The sequence below is a fragment of the Streptomyces cirratus genome, from assembly GCF_014650775.1.
Taxonomy (GTDB): Bacteria; Actinomycetota; Actinomycetes; order Streptomycetales; family Streptomycetaceae; genus Streptomyces; species Streptomyces cirratus.
The window spans coordinates 387,891-409,740 of the sequence record NZ_BMVP01000002.1; the positions used below are offsets into that span (position 1 = coordinate 387,891).

Below are 21,850 nucleotides of genomic sequence, written 5' to 3' on the forward strand. Positions count from 1 at the left end.
GACGGCGATCTGTGAAGGGCAGTGAAGCGGATGACCGAGCCTGTGAACCCGAGTGAACCCCTCCCGTCGGCGCTCCGGCGCGGCCTGGGCGCCCAGATGCGCACGCTCCGTGAGAAACGGGGGGTCTCGCGACAGCAGTTGGGCGGGGACACGAACTTCTCGCCGTCGACCATCGGGGCGTTCGAGCGGGGCGAGCGGGCGATGGACGCCGAGACGATCGAGAAGGTGGACGACGTCCTGGGCGGCGAGGGCCTGCTGAAGGCGACGGTGCCGTACCTGGAGGAGGAGCGGTACGCGCCGCAGTTCCGGAACTTTGCGCCGATCGAGGCGAAGGCGGTGAGCCTGTGGGTCTACTCCACGCACGTGCTGCATGGCCTGCTCCAGACGGAGGCGTACGCGCGCCAGGTGTTCGTGGACCACTGGCCGCCCGTCGCTGCCGAGGAGATAGAGAATCGGCTGACTGCCCGCTTGGACCGCCAAGCGCTTCTGTACCGGGACCCGCCGCCGGTGCTGTGCTTCGTACTGGAGGAGACCTTCCTGCGGCGCAAGGTTGGTGGCGACCTGATCTGGCGGGAACAACTGCACCACTTGCTGGAATGCGGTCGCCTACCGCATGTGAGCATCCAACTGATCCCGCTTGAATGCGAGGAGGCACTGGGATCCGAGGGGTCGATGACAGTCGCGGAGACTTCGCAGCACCGGATGCTGGGCTATGTCGAGGGGCAGGGCCAGAGCTGGGTGATCTCCGACCGGGCAGTGGTCAGCGAAATGGTCCAACGCCATGCGAACATTCGTGGGATGGCGCTGAGCCCGAAGGACTCGGCCCGGCGGATCCAGCGGCTGCTAGGAGAGCGATGAACACGGAACTGGCCTGGTTCAAGAGCAGTTACAGCGGCGGCTCCGGCGGCGAGTGCGTCGAGGTGGCCATGGCCTGGCAGAAGAGCAGCTACAGCGGTGGTGACGGCGGTCAGTGTGTGGAGGTCGCGGCCTGCCCGTCCGCCGTGCATGTCCGCGACTCCAAGGACACCGCCCGCCCCGCCCTCACGCTCACCCCCTCGGCCTGGGCGGCGTTCACCGACTTCGCGGCGGCCTGAGCGTCCGTCTTCCCCTCGGACGGCGCGGGCCGCCTCTTGGCCGGCCGGCCCGCGTCCAAGAGGTCGGCCACGTCGAGGGTGACCTTGGCGCCCAGCGTGTCGGGCAGGGTCGCCAGCTCTCCTGCGGCGTGGATACGGTGGCTCTTGCAGTCAGGCCCGTGCTCCCTCGAAGAGGCCGCCCGGCTCACGGAGCAGAACCCCGGCGGACATTCCGGGCCTCCCGTGGGCTGGGTCGAGGGCATCATCGTAGGCCGTGAACGGCACCGGGCCCGGCAAGCTCCGGCATCGTGCACTACTCCCGGTGCCTACGGGCGCGTCAGGGTGCCGTCGAGCTCCACACCCTTCGCCGGTCCCTCGGGGATCGTGACCGGCGTGCCGTAGGAGACGGTGGTCTTGGTGGCGTACGTGCCCCCGTCGGCGTCCGGTCCGCTGAAGACCGTCACCGTGCCCAGGCCGTCGAAGTCGTCGATGACGACATAGACGGGGATCCCGGCCTGGGCGTACCACCGGCGCTTGCGGATGTGGTCACGCCGGTGGGCCTCCTTGCCGGGGGAGACGATCTCGGCAACCAAGGAGACACGGGTGGCGTCCACGCCGAGGCCCTCCTCGTCGGCGATCTCGTCCAGGTCCTCGGGGCCCACGAAGAGGTCGGGGATGCAGACCTTCCGGCCGTGGATGATGTTGATGTCCTGGAAGACCTTGAGCTCACTGCCCGTCATGTGGGCCTCCAGGAGCCAGCGCAGACGGTTGGTGAGTACGCCGTGGCGGCGACGGCCGGTGGGAGACACCTCGATGGACCCTTCGATGATCTCGGCCCGGTAGCCCTCCGGAAGGTCCATCGCCTTCCAGGCCTGCCAGAGGACTTCGTCGAGACCTGGGTCGCACGGCGCCTCATGGGCGAGAGCGGACATGGAAAGCACCTCCTTCGCTCAGTGTGGGTGCGGACGGCGCTCCGGTTCAAGCGACGCCGGTGACGGTACCGCCGTCCGGGGCGCCATCCGTCTGATGAAAGGTTCTTCCGGCCGCCCGTTCACCCCCGGGGGTGAACGGGGGTGAACGTGGATGCCCCGGAACACGGCTGAGGCCCGCACCCCAAGGGGTACGGGCCTCAGCCGAGACCGCCGGACGGAGTCCGGCGCGTCAAAGGATCAGAAGCGGCGGGTGATGAGGGCCCGCTTGACTTCCTGGATCGCCTTCGTGACCTCGATGCCACGCGGGCACGCGTCGGTGCAGTTGAACGTGGTGCGGCAGCGCCACACGCCGTCCTTGTCGTTCAGGATCTCCAGCCGCTGCTCGCCGGCCTCGTCACGCGAGTCGAAGATGAAGCGGTGCGCGTTGACGATCGCCGCCGGGCCGAAGTACTGGCCGTCGTTCCAGAACACCGGGCACGAGGACGTGCACGCGGCGCACAGGATGCACTTGGTGGTGTCGTCGAAGCGCTCGCGGTCCTCGGCGGACTGCAGGCGCTCGCGCGTCGGCTCGTTGCCCGTCGTCACCAGGAACGGCATCACGTCGCGGTAGGCCTGGAAGAAGGGCTCCATGTCGACGACGAGGTCCTTCATCACCGTGAGGCCCTTGATGGCCTCGATGGTGATCGGCTTCTCCGGGTTGATGTCCTTGATCAGCGTCTTGCAGGCGAGCCTGTTCTTGCCGTTGATCCGCATCGCGTCGGAGCCGCAGATGCCGTGCGCGCACGAGCGGCGGAAGGTCAGCGTGCCGTCGAGGTCCCACTTGATCTTGTGGAGACCGTCGAGCACGCGCTCCTTCGGGTCGATCTCGATCTGGAAGTCCTGCCACTGCGCCTCGTCCGAGATCTCGGGGTTGAAGCGGCGGATCCGGAACGTGACCGTGATGAAGGGCGAGGCCGCGGCCGCGGCCTCCATCGCGTCCGTCTTGGACAGGGTCGGGGTGGCCATCAGTACTTACGCTCCATCGGCTGGTAGCGGGTGACGACGACGGGCTTGTAGTCCAGCCGGACGGAGTCCTTGCCGTCGTCGCCGACCTCGCGGTACGCCATGGTGTGGCGCATGAAGTTGACGTCGTCGCGGTTCGGGTAGTCCTCGCGGTAGTGGCCGCCGCGGGACTCCTTGCGCGCCAGCGCGGACACGGCCATGACCTCGGCCAGGTCGAGCAGGTTGCCCAGCTCGATGGCTTCCAGCAGGTCCGTGTTGAAGCGCTTGCCCTTGTCCTGGACGGACACGTTCTTGTAGCGCTCGCGCAGCTCCGCGATCTTCTCGACCGCGGTCTTGATGGTCTGCTCCGTACGGAACACCATCACGCACGCGTCCATCGTCTCCTGGAGCTCCAGGCGCAGGTCCGCGACCCGCTCGTTGCCCGTGGAGTCGCGCAGCCGCTCGACCAGGTCGATGACTTGCTGCGCCGGGTTCTCGGGCAGCGCGACGTAGTCGTTCGCGTGCGCGTACTTGGCCGCGGCGATGCCCGAGCGCTTGCCGAAGACGTTGATGTCCAGCAGCGAGTTGGTGCCCAGACGGTTCGCGCCGTGCACGGAGACACAGGCGACCTCGCCGGCCGCGTACAGGCCCGGGACGACGGTGGTGTTGTCCGCGAGGACCTCACCCTCGACGTTGGTCGGGATGCCGCCCATGGCGTAGTGCGCGGTGGGCTGGATCGGGATCGGGTCCGTGTACGGCTCGATGCCGAGGTAGGTGCGCGCGAACTCGGTGATGTCCGGGAGCTTCGCGTCGAGCTGCTCCGGCGGCAGGTGCGTCAGGTCCAGGTACACGTGGTCACCGGCCGGACCGCAGCCGCGGCCCTCACGGATCTCGGTGTAGATGGAGCGCGAGACGACGTCACGGGACGCGAGGTCCTTCATGACCGGCGCGTACTTCTCCATGAAGCGCTCGCCGTCCTTGTTGCGGAGGATGCCGCCCTCACCGCGGGCGCCCTCCGTCAGCAGGATGCCCATGCGCCAGATGCCCGTCGGGTGGAACTGGAAGAACTCCATGTCCTCCAGCGGCAGGCCGCGGCGGTAGCAGGCCGCCTGGCCGTCACCCGTGAGGGTGTGCGCGTTGGAGGTCACCTTGAAGAACTTGCCGGTGCCGCCGGAGGCGTAGATGACGGACTTCGCCTGGAACACGTGGATCTCGCCGGTTGCGAGCTCGTACGCGACCACGCCGGCCGACTTCTTGACGCCGTCCTCCTCGACCAGGAGCTGGTCCAGGACGTAGAACTCGTTGAAGAACTCCACGCCCTCCTTGACGCAGTTCTGGTAGAGCGTCTGGAGGATCATGTGACCGGTGCGGTCCGCGGCGTAGCAGGACCGGCGGACCGGCGCCTCGCCGTGGTTGCGGGAGTGCCCGCCGAAGCGGCGCTGGTCGATGGTGCCGTCCGGGGTCCGGTTGAACGGCAGGCCCATCTTCTCCAGGTCGAGGACCGCGTCGATGGCCTCCTTCGCCAGGATCTCGGCGGCGTCCTGGTCGACCAGGTAGTCACCGCCCTTGACCGTGTCGAAGGTGTGCCACTCCCAGTTGTCGTCCTCCACGTTGGCGAGCGCGGCGGCCATGCCGCCCTGCGCGGCGCCCGTGTGGGAGCGGGTGGGGTAGAGCTTCGTCAGCACGGCGGTGCGGCTGAGCTTCGTCGCCTCGATGGCGGCGCGCATGCCGGCGCCACCGGCGCCGACGATGACGGTGTCGTACTTGTGGATCTTCATGAGTCGATTCGCCTCAGCCCGTGCCTAGCGGATGTTCGGGTCGAAGGTGAAGATCACCAGCGTGCCCAGAAGGATGGTGAACACCGTGGCGGTGTAGAGCAGGCCCTTCAGCCACAGCCGCGTGCCCGGGCGTTCCGCGTAGTCGTTGATGACCGTACGCAGACCGTTGGAGCCGTGCAGCATGGCCAGCCACAGCATCAGCAGGTCCCAGACCTGCCAGAACGGGGACGCCCAGCGGCCCGCCACGAAGGCGAAGCCGATCTTGGTGACGCCGCCGTCCAGCACCAGCTGGATGAGCAGGTGGCCGATGACCAGCACCACCAGGACGATGCCCGACAGGCGCATGAAGAGCCACGCGGCCATCTCGAAGTTGCCGCGGGTCGAGCGCGGCGTCTTGCCGGTGCGCTTGCGCGGGGCCTCGATGTACGGCGCCGGGTTCTCGACGTCGTAGAGGGAGACGCCCTCTACGGCGCCGATGGCCTGGGCGGAAGAAGTGTCAGAAGACATGCGTGTCACTTCCCGAACAGTTCAAGGTAGGCGTGGTGCAGGACCGGGTAAACGGCCCCGCCCATCAGCACGATCCAGATGCCGCCGACCCACCAGAACATCGTCTTCTGGTAACGGGGGCCCTTGGACCAGAAGTCCACGGCGATCACACGCAGACCGTTGAGCGCGTGGAAGAGGATTGCGGCCACGAGGCCGTACTCCAGCAGCGCGACGATCGGAGTCTTGTAGGTAGCCACGACATCGTCGTACGCCTCGGGGGAGACGCGGACGAGAGCGGTGTCGAGGACGTGTACGAACAGGAAGAAGAAGATGAGGACGCCGGTGACTCGATGAGCCACCCAGGACCACATTCCTTCCCGGCCGCGGTACAACGTTCCAGCCGGCACGGAAAACCCTCCGGAAGCGGGGCGGGGGCCAGCCGGCTTCTTTGTCGGTCGGGCCCGGCCGGGTACGGTCCACCGGCCCCGGACATCGTAGCGACGCTTTGTCGGTTCCCTTGCGCCGGGTCCATCGGTGTGATCAAACAGGCACGGACGGGCTATCCCACAGGGGCAAATAGCCCGAAATCGTCCGCCGACAGGCCCTCGGGCGGGACCGGCCGGCTCATCAGGGCGGGCAACCGGTCCAGCAGCCGCACCAGCCGGGCCTGCGCGAGACGCCGCAGCTCGTCCGCGGAGATCGCGCGCTCCTCGTCCGTCTCGTGGGCCATCCGCCGCCGGATCGCCGCCAGCAGCACGTCCGCCCGCTCCTCCGGCGGATGTCCGTCCAGACAGATCACGAAGGCGTGGCCGAAGGTCCGCTCGTACTCCGCCCGCGCCGCGTCCAGTGCGAGGAGCGCGGCGTACGGGGCGCCGTGCGCCAGTTCCGCCGAGCACTCGCGCGCCAACGCACCCGTCAGGTCGCTCTGGGAGAGGTCGTACGAGGCCTCGTCGGCCGCGGCCAGCAGCGCGGCGCGGTCCGGGTAGGGGCGGTGGGTGGCCAGCCGGTGCGCCCAGCGCCCGCTGCCGCAGCAGTGCAGCAGGGCGGCCTGGGCCGTGTCGTGCGCCAGGGAGTTGAACCGCGCGAGACCCGAGCCGTGGTCGCCGCCGGGTACCGCAACGCCGGAGCTTCCCCGAGACTTCTCCCCCGGGCTCCCTCCGGGAGGGGCCCCCAAGGAGGTGCTCCCTTTGGCCTGTGCCGGAAAGTGGCTGGACAGCGGGGGGCTCCTCGGGGCGCGGCGCGGGTGTACCGCAACGCTAGCGATGCGGGGCAGCGTGTGGCGTACCGATTCGCGGATTTCACCCGGAAGTGAGCCGAAAGGATGACGCCGGGCATGCATGACCAGGAGGAAGAGGGGAAGACGACCGAGGCCGCCACCCCCCACAGGAGAGGCCCCGGTCGCCGTCCGACACGGGCTCGTGCGACAAGCCCGTACTCATGTCAGCGCCCTGGATGCGTTTTCTGTCACACCCCGCTCCGCGCAGGGATGGTTGCTGGTTGTACAACGCGTGGACGAGACGTGCTCGAAAGCCGTAACGTGCGGATTTGCGCCACACGTACAGGACAGTGAACGGGTTGGGGACTTTGCTGGGGGACGACGCGGAGCTGACCGCCGCGGTGCTCGCGGCACAAGACGGCGACGAGAACGCGTTCCGTACTGTGTACCGCGCCGTGCACCCGCGCCTGCTCGGATACGTACGCACGCTCGTCGGGGACGGCGACGCGGAGGACGTCACCTCCGAGGCCTGGCTGCAGATCGCCCGCGACCTCGACTCCTTCACCGGCGACGCCGACCGGTTCCGCGGCTGGGCCGCCCGGATCGCCCGCAACCGGGCACTCGACCACATCCGCATGCGCGGCCGCCGCCCCGCGATCGGCGGGGACGACAGCGAACTCACCGGCCACGCCGCCGACAGCGACACCGCGGTCGCGGCGATGGAGTCCCTGTCCACCAGCTCGACCATGGCGCTGATAGCCCAGCTCCCGCAGGACCAGGCCGAGGCCGTCGTCCTGCGCGTCGTCGTCGGCCTGGACGCGAAGAGCGCCGCCGAGACGCTCGGCAAGCGCCCCGGGGCCGTCCGCACCGCAGCGCACCGGGGGCTCAAGAAACTGGCGGAACTGCTGGGCACGGAGCTCGCCGCCACCGCCGACGGGAACGGCGGCGGGGCCGGCCGGGGTGCGGCGGACACCGAGGAGGCCCTGCCCGTCGGTCATAATGCCGGGAGCCCGCCACGGGGCGGCGCGGGCGTGCGCGATCTCGACGCCGTACCGGCGCAGCGCGGCCGGGGCGCGGGCCTCGTGGAACAAACCGGTGTGACGCATTCACGTTGGCGGACGCAGAAGGACATGTGATGGCCGACGAGCGCAACAGGTGGCTGGACAGAGCCGCGGCGGAGCGACTGCTGCGCGGCGAACGGCCGGTCGGGCCGGACGCCGACCAGCAGGCCGGGGCCGACGCCGCACGGCTGCGCGCTGCCCTCGCGGCGCTGGCCCCGTCGCCCGCCCGGCAGGAGCTGCCCGGCGAGGCCGCCGCGCTGGCCGCCTTCCGCACGGCCCGCGCCACCCCGGTGCGGCCCGCGGAGCCGGACGTGCGGGCGGCCGACGCCCGCGAACCCCTGGTCGACCTCTCGCCCGCGCCGCTGGTGCGGATACCCGCGCAGCGGCGGCGGTCCGCCCCGGTGCGCCTCGGCCTCGCGGCCGCTTTGGCGAGCGTCGCGGTCGGCGGCCTGGCGGCGGCGGCCAGCGGCCTGCTGGACGGGTCCACGCACGATTCCGCCGCTCCGGGCCCGGCCGTCTCGGTCAGCGCCGACGCGGATCCGACACCGTCCGGCGACGTCTCGGACCCCACGCTCGGCCCGCAGCCGCAGCCGACCCCGCTACGGGACCAGGGCGGCGTCTCGCCCTCCCCGGGCGCCTCGCGGTTCCCCGGCACGGACGGGCGCAAGGACCCCGGCGTCCCCGCGTCCACCCCGGGGCCGGCGGGCACCGGCACCTCGGGCACGGGCACGGACGGCTCCGGCAGCCAGAACGACTTCACCGGCGGCACGTCCGGGGCCCCCGACGGGGGCTCCGCCGACGGCGGTGACAAGGACAAGGACAAGAAGGACCGGGAGCTGCGGCTCCAGGGGAAGGACCTGTGCGGCGACTACCGCGCGGGCCGGCTCACCGGCGACCGCCGGGAGAGGCTGATCAAGCTCGCCAAGACGGTGGCGCAGATCCCGCACTTCTGCGCGGACATCCTCGACGGGCCCGGCGGCACCACCAAGAGCGGCTCGTCCGGCCCCGGCGCGGCCACCCCCGGCGGTGACAAGGGAGGCGTCCTCCCGGCCCCGACGCTGCTCCCGGGCGGGGCACTGCGCTTCCGCACGCCGGCCTGACGGACACCGTCACACGCGGCTGTAACACTTTCCGACCCGGCGGCGCAGTACATAACGAGCCGACTGGTCATCGGCCGCGCATGAGCCGGGGTTCCCCCCGTACCCCTGGGCTCTGCGCAACCGGCGCGGGCGGGGCACGTTCCCCCGGCCCCGCCCGCGCCCCCTACCTCGACCCCGGCCCGATCCGCCGGTCAGCGCGGCAACGGCCTCACCAGTAGACGACGACCTTGTCGCCGACCTGGACCTGGTCGAACAGGGACGACAGCTTCCCCTTGTCCCGGACGTTCACGCAGCCGTGCGAGGCCCCGGCGTAACCGCGGGCGGCGAAGTCCGACGAGTAGTGCACCGCCTGGCCCTCGCTGAAGAACATCGAGTACGGCATCGGCGTGTGGTAGATCGTCGAGACCCAGTCCTTGGCCTTCCACTCCACCTTGAACTCGCCCTCGCGCGTCGGCGTGTTCTCGGACCCGAAGCGCACGTCCATCGTGGAGACGATCTTGCCGTCGATCATCCAGGCGAGGGTGCGGCTCTCCTTGCTGATGCACATGACCCGGCCGTGCATGCAGCGCGGGTCCGGCGCGTCCACCTCGTTGGTGGTCGGCGGGCGCAGCTCGTCCTCGGTCGGCTTCTTGCTGGCGCCCTCGATCTTCTTCCAGGTCGTCTCGTCCACCGAACCCGTCGCAGGCAGCCCGTGCCCGGACTGGAAGGTGCGGACGGCCGCGGTCGTCTTCGAACCGTAGAAGCCGGTCGGCGCCACCGACATCAGCTTCAGCTGGCGCAGGCGCGCCTGGAGTTCGCGGATCTGGTCGCTCTCGTCGCCGTTGGCCATGATCGCCTTGACGGCGGGCGACTGCGGGGCCGACGCGGAAGGGGAACCCGACGCGGAAGACGACCCCGACGGCGACGGCGAGGCGGCCTTGCCGTCGTCGGTGGCGGACTGCGAGGAGGAAGGAACCGCCGCGGACGCGGACGCGGCCGAGGACGGTGAGCCCGCGGCCCCCGACTTCTGCGGCCCGCAGGCGGTCGCGGCGAGCGCGACGGCGGTGGCGATTCCCAGCGTGCGCACTATTGCTCTCTGGCGGTTCATGGTGTCCCCCGTTTGTTCTCCGTTGTGTAAGTAGGTGATGCCTGACGGGCGTGGACAGTTGCGGAGTGGTCCGCGATGTTGCGCCATTGTGACCAGCGGCCGTCGCGGCGGGGTCCGGGCGGTGACCCCGGGCCGGCCGGCACCACTAAGGAGTGGGTCATGGTTCGTCCCCCAGCACGCACCGAAAGCGGAATCCCCATCGAACCGGTCTACGGTCCGCAGGCCCTCGCGGACTGGGACCCGGCCGTCAAGCTGGGGGCCCCGGGGGACTACCCCTACACCCGCGGCGTCCATCCCACGATGTACACCGGACGGCCCTGGACGATGCGCCAGTACGCGGGCTTCGGCACGGCCACCGAGTCCAACGCCCGCTACCGCGCCCTGATCGAAGGCGGCGGCACGGGCCTGTCGGTGGCCTTCGACCTGCCGACCCAGATGGGACACGACTCCGACGCACCGCTCGCCCACGGCGAGGTCGGCAAGGTCGGCGTCGCCGTCGACTCCGTCGAGGACATGCGGCTGCTGTTCCACGGGATCCCCCTGGACCGGGTCTCGACCTCCATGACCATCAACGCCCCGGCGGCGCTGCTGCTGCTGATGTACCAGCTCGTGGCCGAAGAGGAGGGCATCACGGCCGACCGGCTCACCGGGACGATCCAGAACGACGTACTCAAGGAGTACATCGCCCGGGGGACGTACATCTTCCCGCCCGGCCCCTCCCTGCGGCTGACGGCGGACATCTTCCGCTACTGCCGGGCCGAGATCCCCAAGTGGAACACCATCTCCATCTCGGGCTACCACATGGCGGAGGCCGGAGCCTCGCCCGCGCAGGAGATCGCCTTCACCCTGGCCGACGCGATCGCGTACGTCCGTACCGCACTGGCCGCGGGCATGCCCGTCGACGACTTCGCCCCCCGGCTGTCCTTCTTCTTCGTCGCCCGGACCACCCTGCTGGAGGAGGTCGCCAAGTTCCGTGCCGCCCGGCGGATCTGGGCGCGGGTGATGCGCGAGGAGTTCGGCGCCCGGGACCCGAAGTCGCTGATGCTGCGCTTCCACACCCAGACCGCCGGGGTCCAGCTGACCGCGCAGCAGCCCGAACTGAACCTCGTACGGGTCGCGGTCCAGGCACTGGCCGCGGTCCTGGGCGGCACGCAGTCCCTGCACACCAACGCCTTCGACGAGGCGATCGCGCTGCCCACGGAGAAGTCGGCGCGGCTCGCGCTGCGCACCCAGCAGGTGCTCGCCCACGAGACGGACGTACCGCACACGGCGGACCCCTTCGCGGGGTCGTACGCGGTGGAGCGGATGACGGACGAACTGGAAGAGGCCGTTCTCGCGCTCATGCGGCGCGTGGAGGAACTGGGCGGCGCGGTGGCCGCGATCGAGGCCGGGTTCCAGAAGGGCGAGATCGAGCGGAACGCGTACCGCCTCGCGCGGGAGCAGGAGGCGGGCGAACGGGTCGTCGTCGGCGTCAACCGCTTCGCGCTCGCGGAGGAGGAACGGTACGAGCCGCTGCGGGTGGACCCGGCGATCGAGGCGCGCCAGTGCCAGGCGCTGGCGCGGCTGCGCGCGGAGCGCGACGGGGCGGCGGTGGCGGCGGCGCTGGAGGGCCTGCGGGCGGCGGCGGCCGACGCCTCGGCGAACGTGCTCTACCCGATGAAGGAGGCGCTGCGGGCCCGGGCCACGGTGGGGGAGGTGTGCGGGGCGCTGCGGGAGGTGTGGGGCACCCATGTCCCGGCGGACGCCTTCTGATCCTGTGACCTCGCTTCCTGTGACCTTGCTTTCAGGGGCCGCGGGACGTGTACCGGCCGGTCGGACGGCGTGAAACACTCCCTCCCATGCTGGGTGTCACCGATCTGCCGACCTATCTCGCCGGCCTCGTCCTCATCGTCCTCCTGCCGGGACCGAACTCCCTCTACGTGCTGTCCGTCGCCGCGCGCAAGGGAGTCCGCGAGGGGTACAAGGCCGCCTGCGGGGTGTTCACCGGCGACACCGTCCTCATGGCCCTCACCGCCGCCGGGGCGGGGGCGCTGCTCAAGGCCAGCCCGGTGGTGTTCACGCTGGTCAAGTTCCTCGGGGCCGGATACCTGGCGTGGCTCGCGTTCGGCATGATGCGGACGGCGTGGGGCATGTGGCGCGACCGGGCGGCCCGGCAGGAGGAGGCCCTGGCCGAGCCGGAGGTGCCGGACGAGCGGCCGTACCGGCGGGCGCTGGTGGTGAGCCTGTTCAACCCGAAGGCGATCTTGTTCCTGCTCTCGTTCTTCGTGCAGTTCGTGGATCCTGGGTACGCCTACCCCGCGCTGTCGTTCCTGCTGCTGGGGGCGCTGTCGCAGCTGGCGAGCTTCCTGTACCTGTCGACGCTGATATTCACCGGGACCCGGCTGTCGGCGGCCTTCCGCCGCCGCAAGCGGCTCTCGGCCGGGGCCACCTCGGCGGCGGGCGTGCTCTTCCTCGGCTTCGCCGCCAAGCTCGCCACGGGCTGACGGCCCGCCAACGGCGTTCAGCGCAGGCGGCGCAGCACCCGGTGGACCGCCCGGCGCAGCCGAGGGCTGCGCGGCAGGAAGGCCAGCCGCGCCGGTACGCCGCCCGGCAGTCCCAGCACCGTCAGACGGCGGCGCTTGAAGTACCGCCGGGTCCGCGGGGTCAGCGACCCCGAGAGGTACCTCTGGGCCTCCTCGCGCCGCGCCGCCAGGATGCGCGGCTGCATCGTGAAGCCGACCGCGGTGACCAGGGCGGCCACGTCCGGCACGGCCGGGGACTCGGCCCCGGACAGCTCCGGCAGCAGCGCGTCCACCAGCGTCAGCGGGATCCGGTTGCTGTTCTGGTAGGGCTCCAGGCGCCCCAGCACGGCCTCCGTGCCCGTCCGTGCGACCGGGATCCCGTACAGCGTCGCCGCCGTGAGCAGCGCCGTCGAGAAGCACCCCACCACCAGCGCCGGCCGCAGCCGCTCGTACAGGGTCTCGGCGAGCACCGGCTCCGAGACCACCGTCAGCCGCGCCCCCAGCCGCCGCGCCTGCGCCTGTGCCCGCCGCGAGTACTGCGCCGGGGCGCTCGGGTGCGGCTTGAAGACCAGCTCCCGGTGGCCCCGCGCGTACGCTCCGCGCACCATCTCCACGTGCAGGTCCTCCTCCTCGGACGCCGACATCAGCTCCAGCGCCGAGAGGTACTGCCCGAGCAGCAGCGCCGGGGCCTCGCCGACGGCCGGGACCGGCTGCGCGTACGGGGCGAGTTCGGCCACCACCTTCAAGAAGTGGGCGGTGGGCACCAGTTCCCCGGGCACCCCGAACTCCGTCAGCAGCAGCGGTTCCAGCCCGGGCACCAGGTCCAGGTGCAGCACCCGCCGCACGCGCATCCCGATCTGCGGGTCGAGCCGGAAGCGGGTGGGCCCGTAGCTCATCAGCCCGTCGGCGTAGACGTCGACGGCGGCGCCGGGGAACAGCCGGCACAGGCTCTGCGCGGGAGGGACTTGCAGGGACTCCACGACGAGTTCGACCCGGTCGTCCCCGAGCCCCCACAGCGCGCGCAACTGCCGCTCCCACATCGGGACGTCCTCCTCGCGCGGCGCCCATACGCCCGGGTGCTGCGGCGCGATGACGGCGTTCCAGTCGATCACCTCGTCGAAGCGGGCGCGCAGCGCGGCGAAGCCCGGTACGGCGGCGAGCCCCGGGGTGACCTCGGGGGCGGGGGAGTGGTTGCTGGTCAGCAGGATGCGGCGGTCGGCGGGCGGGAAGCGGCCGGCGTCGACGGCCGCCGCGAGGGTGGCCGTCCCGTACGGGGTGGAGGCGAGGAAGATCCGGGTGACGCTCACGCGGCGGCCCCCGCGGCCGGGGTGCGGCGCCGCAGCCGGCGCAGCAGGGCGGAGCGGTCGGCGTCCATCGAGTCCAGTGCCTGGTCCAGCAGCGCGCCGGGCATGCGCGCCAGCGCGGCGGCGCTCAGTTGGCGCAGTTTTCCGGCCACGGCCGGTTCGAACCTCTCGATGGATCCGATCTGATGGGCGATGATCGCACAATATGTTCGGACGGCTTTCGGAAGGAGCTGTCCCGATTCCCGGTCCGTGGCCGTATCCGACAGAACTTGATCGAATGCGCGAATGAAATCGAGCTGGCGCTCGTCCCCGATCTGCGTCAGCGAGGTCGAAATGCCGCGCCGGTAGAAAATTCCGGACTCCCCGACCGCCGCGAAGGATTTCGCCTCCCGGTGCAGCCGCCAGATCCACGGCCGGTCCTCCGCCGTCCGCAGACCGTCCGTGAAATGCAGCAACCCCCGGTCCAGCAGCCGCCGGTGGTACATGCCGGCCCAGGCGTACGGGTAGTCGACCGCCGTCGCCCGTGAGGCCGGCAGGATCGCGGAGCGGGGGTCGCTCACGACGCCCTGCGGCCCGAACGGGACCCGCTGCACGCTCCGCGTCCGGCCCGTGACCTGCACGTGGTCGGTCCGTACGAAGTCACAGCCGAGCGCCTCGACCGCCTCCAGCGTGCGGGCCAGATGGCCGGGGGAGAGCCAGTCGTCCCCGTCCAGGAAGGCGACGTACTCGCCGCGCGCCGCGTCCAGGCCGGTGTTGCGCGCCGTGGCGAGGCCGCCGTTCGCCTCCCGCGCGAGGAGCACGGCGCCGGGCAGCCGGTCCGCCGCCCGCTCCAGCAAGGCGGCCGTCCCGTCCGTCGAACAGTCGTCCACGAGCAGGAACTCGAAATCCTCCCGGGCGTTCAGTTCGAGACTCCGCAGGACGTCCGGCGCGTATGTCTGCACGTTGTAGAACGGCACGACGACAGAGAGCTTGGGCACCCGCGTGACCTTAGGGCGCCGCCCGGCATTCACCGTGGCCCGTACGAGGACTGCGTGTGAACGACGCGGGGCGGTCGCGTTAACCCGTGCGCTTCCGCATGAAATCGACGGGTTGTTAACCATCTGTTGTGCGGTCGTTGGGCCGGTCAGCGGAAATGCGGAATAGCTTCTGCCGGGTGCCAGCCACCAGTAATAGTGGCGATCTCCGCATCGCCGTACTCGCCGATTCCGATACGCGATGGAAATGGGGTGCGCTCACCGCCCGGCGCCTCGCGCCCGGCCACCGGCCCGCCGGATTCCTGCTGCGCGGCCGGGCCACGCCGACCGCACGCCAGCTCGGCGAGGTCGGCATCGGGACGGGGCCGGCCGGGCCGGCCGAGGTGACCTGCGCGGAGTTCCTGGCCGAGATCGGGCGGGCGAACGGCGCGGAGCGCTACGACGTGATCGTCCTGGCCCTCGTCGGCGGCGCCGTCCAGGCCGTCCTGCACGGCGTGCGCGCCCTGTGGCCCGACCCGGCGGCCCGTCCCGTCCTGGTGACCGGCTACGTCGGCGTGGTCTACGAGAAACTCACCGACGGGCTGCTGCTGCGGCACGGAGCGGACCTCGTCCTCGCGAACTCGCCGTACGACGCGGCCCGCTTCCGCGCCGTGTACGAGGGGGTGGGCGCCGCGTCGGACTCCGTCACCGAGACGGCGCTGCCCTTCCTCGAAGGCGCCCCGCACGAACCGGGCGCCGCCGCCCGCACCGTCGTCTTCGCCGTGCAGCCCTCCGTCCCCGAGAGCCGCGCCGACCGTACGTACCTGCTCGCACGGGCCGCCGCCCACGCCCGGCTCCACCCGGGCCGGGAGGTGCTGGTCAAGCTGCGCAGTTTGCCCGGGGAACACACCACACACCTGGAGGAGCAGCCGTACCAGCGGCTCGCCGGGCGGCTGCCCGGCGGACTGCCGGCCAACTGCCGCCTGGTCTACGGGAACATGGGTGCGGTACTGGACGGCGCCGACCTGCTGGTCACGGTCTCCTCCACCGCCGCCCTGGAGGCCATGCACCGGGGTGTCCCGACCGCGGTCCTCACCGACCTCGGGATCCGCGAGGCGCTGGGCAACCACCACTTCCTCGGCTCCGGCTGCCTCGCCTCCTGGGACGAACTGGACGACGGGCTGCTGCCGAAGGCCGACCCGGGCTGGCTCGCGGAGCAGGGTGTGACCCCGGCCGGGGAGCCCTTCGCCGCCGCCCGGACCCGGCTCGCGGAGCTGCTCGCACGGGAGCAACTCCCGCCCGTCGCCCCGTACTACACGCGGGCCACCGCCCCCGGGTACCTGCCCGGGATCCTGGCCCGCCACCACCTCGCCCCCGACGGGACCCCGCTGCCCGGCGCCGTCCGGCTCGACTCCGGCGAGTCCCGGGCCCGCCGCTGGCTCCGGAGCCGGCTGCGCGAGGCCGCGCGGGGGGCGTACCGGCACGGGGTCCAGCGGGTGGCCCCGGTGATCCGCCGCCTGGGGCAGCTGTGACCCACCGCCCCCGCCCCACCCCCGCGCCCGCGGTTGTCCCCGGGGCGGCACCCGCCGCCGCACCCGCGGTTGTCCCCGGGGCGGCACCCGCCGCCGCGCCCGCGCCCGCGCCCCCGCCCGCCCCCGACCCCGGCGGCCCGGACCCCGCGTCCGGGGCGGCCCCCGCGCCGGAGCGCGCCGTCCCGCGGGTGCTCGCCGTGATCCCGGCGCGGGGCGGGTCCAAGGGGGTGCCGGGGAAGAACCTGGCCGAGGTCGGCGGGGTCCCGCTCGTCGCCCGCGCCGTGCGGGCCTGCCGGGCGGCGCCCGCCGTCACCGACGTGGTCGTCTCCACCGACTCCGAGGCCATCGCCGCGGCCGCCCGGGCCGCCGGGGCGGTCGCCCTGCGCCGGCCCGCCGCCATCGCCGGGGACACCGCGAGCAGCGAAGCCGCCGTGCTGCACGCGCTGGGCTCCTTCGAGGAACTGCACTCCGTCCGCGTCGACGTCGTCCTCCTGGTCCAGTGCACCAGCCCCTTCCTGACCCCGTCCGACATCGAATCCGTGGCCACGGCCGTCGCTTCCGGCGCCGCCGACTCCGCCTTGACCGTGGCCCCGTTCCACGGCTTCCTCTGGCGCGCCGGGCCCGACGGCACCGGCGCCGGCGTCAACCACGAGGCCGCGTACCGCCCCCGCCGCCAGGACCGCCCCGAGGACCTGCTGGAGACCGGCGCCGCCTACGCCATGGCCACCGACGGCTTCCGCGCCGCCCGCCACCGCTTCTTCGGGCGGACCCGGCCCGTCGTCACCGACCCGGCCCGCGTCCTGGAGGTCGACGACCCCCACGACCTGGCCCGCGCCCGTCTCCTCGCGCCCCTGCTCGACACCCCCCGCGAAGACCAGCCTCCGCCTCCGCCCCCGCCCCCCGTACGAAGGACGTCACCCACCATGAGCACCACCACCCGTCTGCGCGGTTTCGGCAAGCGCCTCGCCGGCCCCGGCCAGCCCGTCTACGTCGTCGGCGAGATCGGCATCAACCACAACGGCGACCTCGGCAACGCCTTCGCCCTGATCGACGCCGCCGCCGACGCCGGCTGCGACGCCGTCAAGTTCCAAAAGCGCACCCCGGAGATCTGCACCCCCCGCGACCAGTGGGACATAGAGCGCGACACGCCCTGGGGCCGGATGACCTACATCGACTACCGCCACCGCGTCGAGTTCGACGAGAACGACTACCGGGCCATCGACGCGCACTGCGCCAAGCGCGGCATCGACTGGTTCGCTTCCCCCTGGGACACCGAGGCCCTCGCCTTCCTCGAGAAGTTCGACCTGCCCGCCCACAAGGTGGCTTCCGCCTGCCTCACCGACGACGAGCTGCTGCGCGCCCTGCGCGCCACCGGCCGGACCGTCGTGCTGTCCACCGGCATGTCCACCCCGAAGCAGATCCGGCACGCCGTCGAGGTGCTGGGAAGCGACAACATCCTGCTCTGCCACGCCACCTCGACGTACCCCGCCAAGGCGGAGGAGCTCAACCTGCGGGTGATCAACACCCTGCGCGAGGAGTACCCCAACGTCCCGATCGGCTACTCCGGCCACGAGACGGGCCTGCAGACCACGCTGGCCGCCGTCGCCCTCGGTGCCGCGTTCGTCGAGCGGCACATCACCCTCGACCGCGCGATGTGGGGCTCCGACCAGGCCGCCTCCGTGGAACCGGGCGGCCTCGCCCGCCTGGTGCGCGACATCCGCACCATCGAGACCGCCCTCGGGGACGGCGTCAAGCGCGTCTACGACTCCGAGCTGGCCCCGATGAAGAAGCTCCGCCGCTTCTCCGGCCAGGTCCCCGCCGCCGTCTGATCCCGACCGCCTCTGACGAGGAACGAGGAGTACGTGGTGATCCCCTCCGCTTCCACCCCCGCTTCGACCCTGGCCTTCGTGGAGAGCCCGGTCCAGCTGCTCAACGTCCTCGAATGGGCCCACGCCGAGAACAGCCCCGCCCCCGGCCCGCTCCTGGGGGCCGTGCCCCGTCAGCCCACCGCTGCCTCCCGCGCGGCCGGCCGTCCGCACGCCCCGCTGATCGTCGTCCTCCCGCCCACCGACCCGATGTCCCGCGGCCAGCTGCGCCGCGTCGCCGCCCTGGCCCGCGACGAGGGGTTCACCGTCCGGTGGCAGGAGGCGCGCGGTGGCGCGGGAGCCCCGTTCAAGGCGCTGGCGGCGCTCGCCGCCGAAGTGCGCAGGGCCGAGCGCATCGTGGTCGGGGACCCCTTCTCCCGCTTCGTGCAGCTCCTGCTCGCGCCGGCGGCCCGCAGCGCGGAACTGGTGGTCGTCGACGACGGCACCGCCACCATGGAGTTCCTCGCGCAGCTCGGCCGCGGCGAACGGCTGCGCCGCTGGCACCGCACCGGCGGCGGCACCGCGTCCCGGGTGCGGGAACTCGCGTACGCCCCGGTGTCGGGGACCGCGCGGCGCCGGCTCACCCCGGGCGGCCGCCGCCGCGTGCGGGTGTTCACCTCGATGCCGGTCCCCCCGCTGCCCGGGATGGAGCTGAGGGTCAACGACTTCGCCTGGACCCGCTCCCGCTTCGGGCCGCCCCGCCTGACCAAGGGGACCGATCTGGTCGGCACCTCGCTGGTGGAGACCGGCGTGGTGGACCCGGCCCGCTATCTCGACGCCGTGTGCGCCCTGAGCCGGGAGCACGGCGCGACGCGGTACTTCGCGCACCGCCGGGAGTCCCCGCAGAAGCTGCGGGCGCTGAGCGAGGCGGCCGGGCTGGAGATCGTACGGCCGGACCTGCCCCTGGAGCTGATCGCCCGGCGGGGACCGGTGGGCCGGACCATCGTCAGCTTCCCGTCCACGGTCGTCCACACGCTGCCGTACGCCCTGGCGGGTACCGGCGTCACCGTCGCCGTATGCGATGTCGAACCGGCCTGGCTCACCGACGCCGCCTCGCCCCGGGCCCGCGGTTTCCTCGCGGCGGTCACGGACACCGCCCGGGACGTGCGCAGACTCCCCGCTCAGGCGGCTCCGGCGGCCGGGTGAGCGCGCGAGTTTACCCTCCGGCGCATCCGGTCATGCGTCCGGAGGCCGGGTTTCTATCCCCTAACGGCATGAACTTTTTGTGATCTCCGGCCAGTTGACCCATCCGTGGGCCTACCCTTCAACGGGTGAACCAGTTGATGTCCCGCGAGTCCCAGACCGCCCTGCCCGGCACGCCCGACCGGCCCGAGCTGCCCGGCACGCTTCCGGACCACCTGCGTGCCGAACTGATCGCCTTCCGCCGGGACCTGCACATGCATCCCGAACTCGGGCACCAGGAGTTCCGCACCACGGCGGCGATCAAGGCCCGGCTGGAAAAAGCCGGCCTGCGCCCACGGGTGCTGAACACGGGCACCGGCCTGATCTGTGACGTCGGCACCTGGGACGGGGTGGCGCCCGTGCTGGCCCTGCGCGCGGACATCGACGCCCTGCCCATCCCGGACACCAAGACCCACGTCCCCTACCGCTCGACCTTCCCCGACCGGGCGCACGCCTGCGGCCACGACGTCCACACCGTGACCGTGCTCGGCGCCGGCCTGGTGCTCGCCGAGCTGGACCGGCAGGGCCTGCTGCCGAGGCCGGTCCGGCTGCTGTTCCAGCCCGCCGAGGAGGTCCTGCCGGGCGGTGCGAGCGACGCCATCGAGGACGGGGTGCTGGACGGCGTCGGCCGGATCATCGCCGTGCACTGCGACCCCCGCGTCGACGCCGGGAAGATCGGGCTGCGCCCCGGCCCCATCACCTCCGCCTGCGACCGCCTGGAAGTCACGCTGGCGGGCCCCGGCGGCCACACCGCCCGTCCCCACCTGACCACCGACCTCGTCACGGCGGCCGCCCGCGTCGCGGTCGACGTACCGGCCGTGCTGGCCCGGCGGATGGACGCCCGCTCGGGCATGTCGGTCACCTGGGGCCGGATCGAGGCGGGGCACGCCTGCAACGTCATCCCGATGCACGCGGAGCTGTCCGGGACGGTGCGGTGCCTGGACCTGAACGCCTGGCACGACGCCCCCGACCAGATCCACGCGGCGATCGACGAGGTCGCCGCCCTGCACGGGGCCAAGTCCGAGATCACCTACGTCCGGGGCGTGCCGCCGGTCGTCAACGACCCGGTGGTCACCGAGCTGCTGCGGGAGGCGATGGCGGCCCGGCGCGGCCCGGAGGCGATCGAGGACACCGAGCAGAGCCTGGGCGGCGAGGACTTCTCCTGGTACCTGGAGCACGTGCCGGGCGCCATGGCCCGCCTCGGGGTGCACAAGCCCGGTGATCCGGCCAAGCGCGACCTGCACCGCGGCGACTTCGACGTGGACGAGTCGGCGATCACGGTGGGCGTGGAGTTTTTCACGGCCGCCGCCCTGCTCGACGGGAGGCGCGCCAGGCCTTCCAGGTAAAAGCCGGGGCAAAATCTGTACAACATCTGAGCGGCACCCGGCGCACCTGTCCAGCCCTTGATACGCAAGGGCTGGACGCTTGACCAGTTACCGATCGGTCACTGTCCGGTTCGCGACGATCCGATAACGACTCATGAACGGGCTCTTAACTGACATCTACGCGCGTTACGATCGCCGCGAAACCAGCGCCGGTCGTGGCGCTTCGGTCAGGTTTTGAAGGAGCCTCCCCTTGCGCCGGATCACCAGGATCGCCACCGTGGGCCTCGCGTCCGCGGCGCTGGCCCTCTCGGCCACCGCCTGTGGCGGAAAGAAGTCGTCGGACGCCGGTTCGTCCACCTCCTCCTCCGGGACGAAGGAGGCGAGCGCCGCCATCGCGTACGACATCGGCGGCCGTGGCGACCAGTCGTTCAACGACGCCGCTTACGCCGGTCTTGAGAAGGCGAAGACCGAACTCAAGATCAAGACCGCCGAGGCGGAGCCCACCGAGGGCGAGTCCGAGGCCGACAAGGTCCAGCGCCTGACCGAGCTCGCGCGCAAGGGCAACAACCCGGTCATCGGCGTCGGTTTCTCCTACGCGCCGGCCATCAAGAAGGTCGCGGCGAAGTTCCCGGACACCACGTTCGGCATCATCGACGACACCTCGCAGACCGACAAGAACATCGCGAACCTGGTCTTCAACGAGGAGCAGGGCTCCTACCTGGCCGGCGTCGCCGCCGCCAAGACGTCGAAGACCGGCACGGTCGGCTTCATCGGCGGTGTCGAGGTCCCGCTGATCAAGAAGTTCCAGGCGGGCTTCGAGCAGGGCGTCAAGGACACCAACCCGAACGCCAAGGTGCTGTCGACCTACCTGACCCAGCCGCCGGACTTCTCCGGCTTCGCCAAGCCCGACCTCGGCAAGGCCGCCGCCAAGGGCCAGCTCGACGCCGGCGCCGACGTGGTCTACGCCGCCGCCGGCCTCGCGGGCTCGGGTGCCATCGAGGCCGCCGCCACCGCCGGCAAGTGGGCCATCGGTGTCGACTCCGACCAGTACAACCAGCCCGGTCTTGCCAAGTACAAGGACCACATCCTGACCTCGGTCACCAAGGACGTCTCCCTCTCGGTCTTCGACCTGATCAAGTCGGTCAAGGACGGCAAGCCGGAGTCCGGAGAGGTCCGCTACGGCCTGGACAAGAACGGAGTCGCGCTGGCCGACTCCAACCCGCAGTACAAGGCGATGGCCGACGTCACCGCCGCGGTGGAGAAGGCCAAGGCCGACATCATCGCCAAGAAGATCACCGTCAAGACCGCCCCGTAAGGGACGGCCTGACAGCCGATCGGTTTGCCGGGGTCCGGGTAGCGGCTCTGCCGTCACCCGGGCCCCGGCCCGCGTCAAGTGGCCACCTGGTCACGACTTTTCACTTCCGACAGTGCTACGCGCGTAGAGGAACCGTGGACGCGGTACCTTCTCTCCCCG

At 71.5% G+C, this 21,850-nt stretch carries 20 protein-coding genes and 1 pseudogene; 12 read left to right on the forward strand and 9 right to left on the reverse strand.

Annotation, left to right across the window (positions count from 1 at the left end):
* Positions 1–30 precede the first annotated feature (30 nt).
* Positions 31–858: a helix-turn-helix domain-containing protein gene (locus IE207_RS06710; RefSeq protein WP_190183095.1), complete on the forward strand. Its 828-nt coding sequence runs from the start codon at positions 31–33 to the stop codon at positions 856–858.
* The gene (locus tag IE207_RS06715; RefSeq protein ID WP_190183096.1) at positions 855–1,094 is read left to right on the forward strand and encodes a DUF397 domain-containing protein; all 240 of its coding nucleotides are present in this window, start codon (positions 855–857) and stop codon (positions 1,092–1,094) included. The genes IE207_RS06710 and IE207_RS06715 overlap by 4 nt, the downstream gene beginning before the upstream one ends.
* A gap of 305 nt (positions 1,095–1,399) precedes the next feature.
* Here IE207_RS06715 and IE207_RS06720 read toward each other — a convergent pair whose 3' ends face one another.
* The 6 genes from IE207_RS06720 to IE207_RS06745 all read right to left on the reverse strand — a co-directional run bounded on the left by IE207_RS06720 (position 1,400) and on the right by IE207_RS06745 (position 6,424).
* The gene (locus IE207_RS06720) at positions 1,400–2,005 is read right to left on the reverse strand and encodes a Uma2 family endonuclease (protein ID WP_190183097.1); all 606 of its coding nucleotides are present in this window, start codon (positions 2,003–2,005) and stop codon (positions 1,400–1,402) included.
* A 237-nt stretch (positions 2,006–2,242) separates the two neighbouring features.
* Positions 2,243–3,010, reverse strand: coding sequence for a succinate dehydrogenase iron-sulfur subunit (locus tag IE207_RS06725; protein WP_190183098.1), 768 nt, complete (start codon positions 3,008–3,010; stop codon positions 2,243–2,245).
* Positions 3,010–4,764: a succinate dehydrogenase flavoprotein subunit gene (gene sdhA / locus IE207_RS06730; protein ID WP_190183099.1), complete on the reverse strand. Its 1,755-nt coding sequence runs from the start codon at positions 4,762–4,764 to the stop codon at positions 3,010–3,012. The genes IE207_RS06725 and sdhA overlap by 1 nt, the downstream gene beginning before the upstream one ends.
* A 24-nt stretch (positions 4,765–4,788) precedes the next feature.
* Complete coding sequence (locus IE207_RS06735) at positions 4,789–5,271, reverse strand: succinate dehydrogenase hydrophobic membrane anchor subunit (protein WP_190183100.1); 483 nt, start codon at positions 5,269–5,271, stop codon at positions 4,789–4,791.
* A 5-nt stretch (positions 5,272–5,276) separates the two neighbouring features.
* On the reverse strand, positions 5,277–5,657 hold the full coding sequence (gene sdhC, locus IE207_RS06740) for a succinate dehydrogenase, cytochrome b556 subunit (RefSeq protein ID WP_190183101.1): 381 nt from the start codon (positions 5,655–5,657) through the stop codon (positions 5,277–5,279).
* Between the two features lie 152 nt (positions 5,658–5,809).
* Positions 5,810–6,424, reverse strand: a complete 615-nt coding sequence (locus tag IE207_RS06745) for a 2-oxo-4-hydroxy-4-carboxy-5-ureidoimidazoline decarboxylase (RefSeq protein ID WP_268250177.1) — start codon at positions 6,422–6,424, stop codon at positions 5,810–5,812.
* A gap of 410 nt (positions 6,425–6,834) precedes the next feature.
* Here IE207_RS06745 and IE207_RS06750 point away from each other — a divergent pair, with 410 nt between their 5' ends.
* Positions 6,835–7,602: an RNA polymerase sigma factor gene (locus tag IE207_RS06750; protein ID WP_190183599.1), complete on the forward strand. Its 768-nt coding sequence runs from the start codon at positions 6,835–6,837 to the stop codon at positions 7,600–7,602.
* Positions 7,602–8,627 (forward strand): hypothetical protein, encoded by a 1,026-nt coding sequence (locus IE207_RS06755; protein ID WP_190183103.1) that lies wholly within the window; start codon positions 7,602–7,604, stop codon positions 8,625–8,627. Before IE207_RS06750 ends, IE207_RS06755 begins: the two co-directional genes overlap by 1 nt.
* A 208-nt stretch (positions 8,628–8,835) precedes the next feature.
* Here the strand turns inward: IE207_RS06755 and IE207_RS06760 are convergent, their stop codons facing one another.
* Positions 8,836–9,714 (reverse strand): L,D-transpeptidase family protein, encoded by an 879-nt coding sequence (locus tag IE207_RS06760; RefSeq protein WP_190183104.1) that lies wholly within the window; start codon positions 9,712–9,714, stop codon positions 8,836–8,838.
* A gap of 159 nt (positions 9,715–9,873) precedes the next feature.
* Here IE207_RS06760 and IE207_RS06765 point away from each other — a divergent pair, with 159 nt between their 5' ends.
* Both IE207_RS06765 and leuE read left to right on the forward strand, forming a co-directional pair.
* Entirely contained in the window at positions 9,874–11,466 is a 1,593-nt protein-coding gene (locus IE207_RS06765) for an acyl-CoA mutase large subunit family protein (protein ID WP_190183105.1), read from the forward strand.
* An 86-nt stretch (positions 11,467–11,552) separates the two neighbouring features.
* Entirely contained in the window at positions 11,553–12,197 is a 645-nt protein-coding gene (leuE, locus tag IE207_RS06770) for a leucine efflux protein LeuE (protein ID WP_190183106.1), read from the forward strand.
* Positions 12,198–12,214: 17 nt separating this feature from the next.
* Here leuE and IE207_RS06775 read toward each other — a convergent pair whose 3' ends face one another.
* Both IE207_RS06775 and IE207_RS06780 read right to left on the reverse strand, forming a co-directional pair.
* Entirely contained in the window at positions 12,215–13,522 is a 1,308-nt protein-coding gene (locus tag IE207_RS06775) for a polysialyltransferase family glycosyltransferase (protein ID WP_190183107.1), read from the reverse strand.
* A complete protein-coding gene (locus tag IE207_RS06780; protein WP_190183108.1) occupies positions 13,519–14,496 on the reverse strand; it encodes a glycosyltransferase family 2 protein in 978 nt (325 codons plus the stop codon). The genes IE207_RS06775 and IE207_RS06780 overlap by 4 nt, the downstream gene beginning before the upstream one ends.
* A gap of 155 nt (positions 14,497–14,651) precedes the next feature.
* Here IE207_RS06780 and IE207_RS06785 point away from each other — a divergent pair, with 155 nt between their 5' ends.
* From IE207_RS06785 to IE207_RS06805, 6 genes and pseudogenes are all read left to right on the forward strand, one after another.
* Entirely contained in the window at positions 14,652–16,004 is a 1,353-nt protein-coding gene (locus IE207_RS06785; protein WP_190183109.1) for a DUF6716 putative glycosyltransferase, read from the forward strand.
* A gap of 197 nt (positions 16,005–16,201) precedes the next feature.
* Positions 16,202–16,558: pseudogene (locus tag IE207_RS32975) on the forward strand (cytidylyltransferase domain-containing protein); the annotation flags it as partial.
* A 369-nt stretch (positions 16,559–16,927) separates the two neighbouring features.
* Positions 16,928–17,833, forward strand: a complete 906-nt coding sequence (locus tag IE207_RS32980) for an N-acetylneuraminate synthase family protein (protein WP_229873518.1) — start codon at positions 16,928–16,930, stop codon at positions 17,831–17,833.
* A 36-nt stretch (positions 17,834–17,869) separates the two neighbouring features.
* Positions 17,870–19,015: a hypothetical protein gene (locus IE207_RS06795; RefSeq protein ID WP_229873414.1), complete on the forward strand. Its 1,146-nt coding sequence runs from the start codon at positions 17,870–17,872 to the stop codon at positions 19,013–19,015.
* Between the two features lie 137 nt (positions 19,016–19,152).
* Positions 19,153–20,397, forward strand: a complete 1,245-nt coding sequence (locus IE207_RS06800; protein WP_190183600.1) for an amidohydrolase — start codon at positions 19,153–19,155, stop codon at positions 20,395–20,397.
* Between the two features lie 229 nt (positions 20,398–20,626).
* On the forward strand, positions 20,627–21,691 hold the full coding sequence (locus IE207_RS06805; protein WP_190183112.1) for a BMP family lipoprotein: 1,065 nt from the start codon (positions 20,627–20,629) through the stop codon (positions 21,689–21,691).
* The last annotated feature ends 159 nt before the right edge of the window (positions 21,692–21,850 follow it).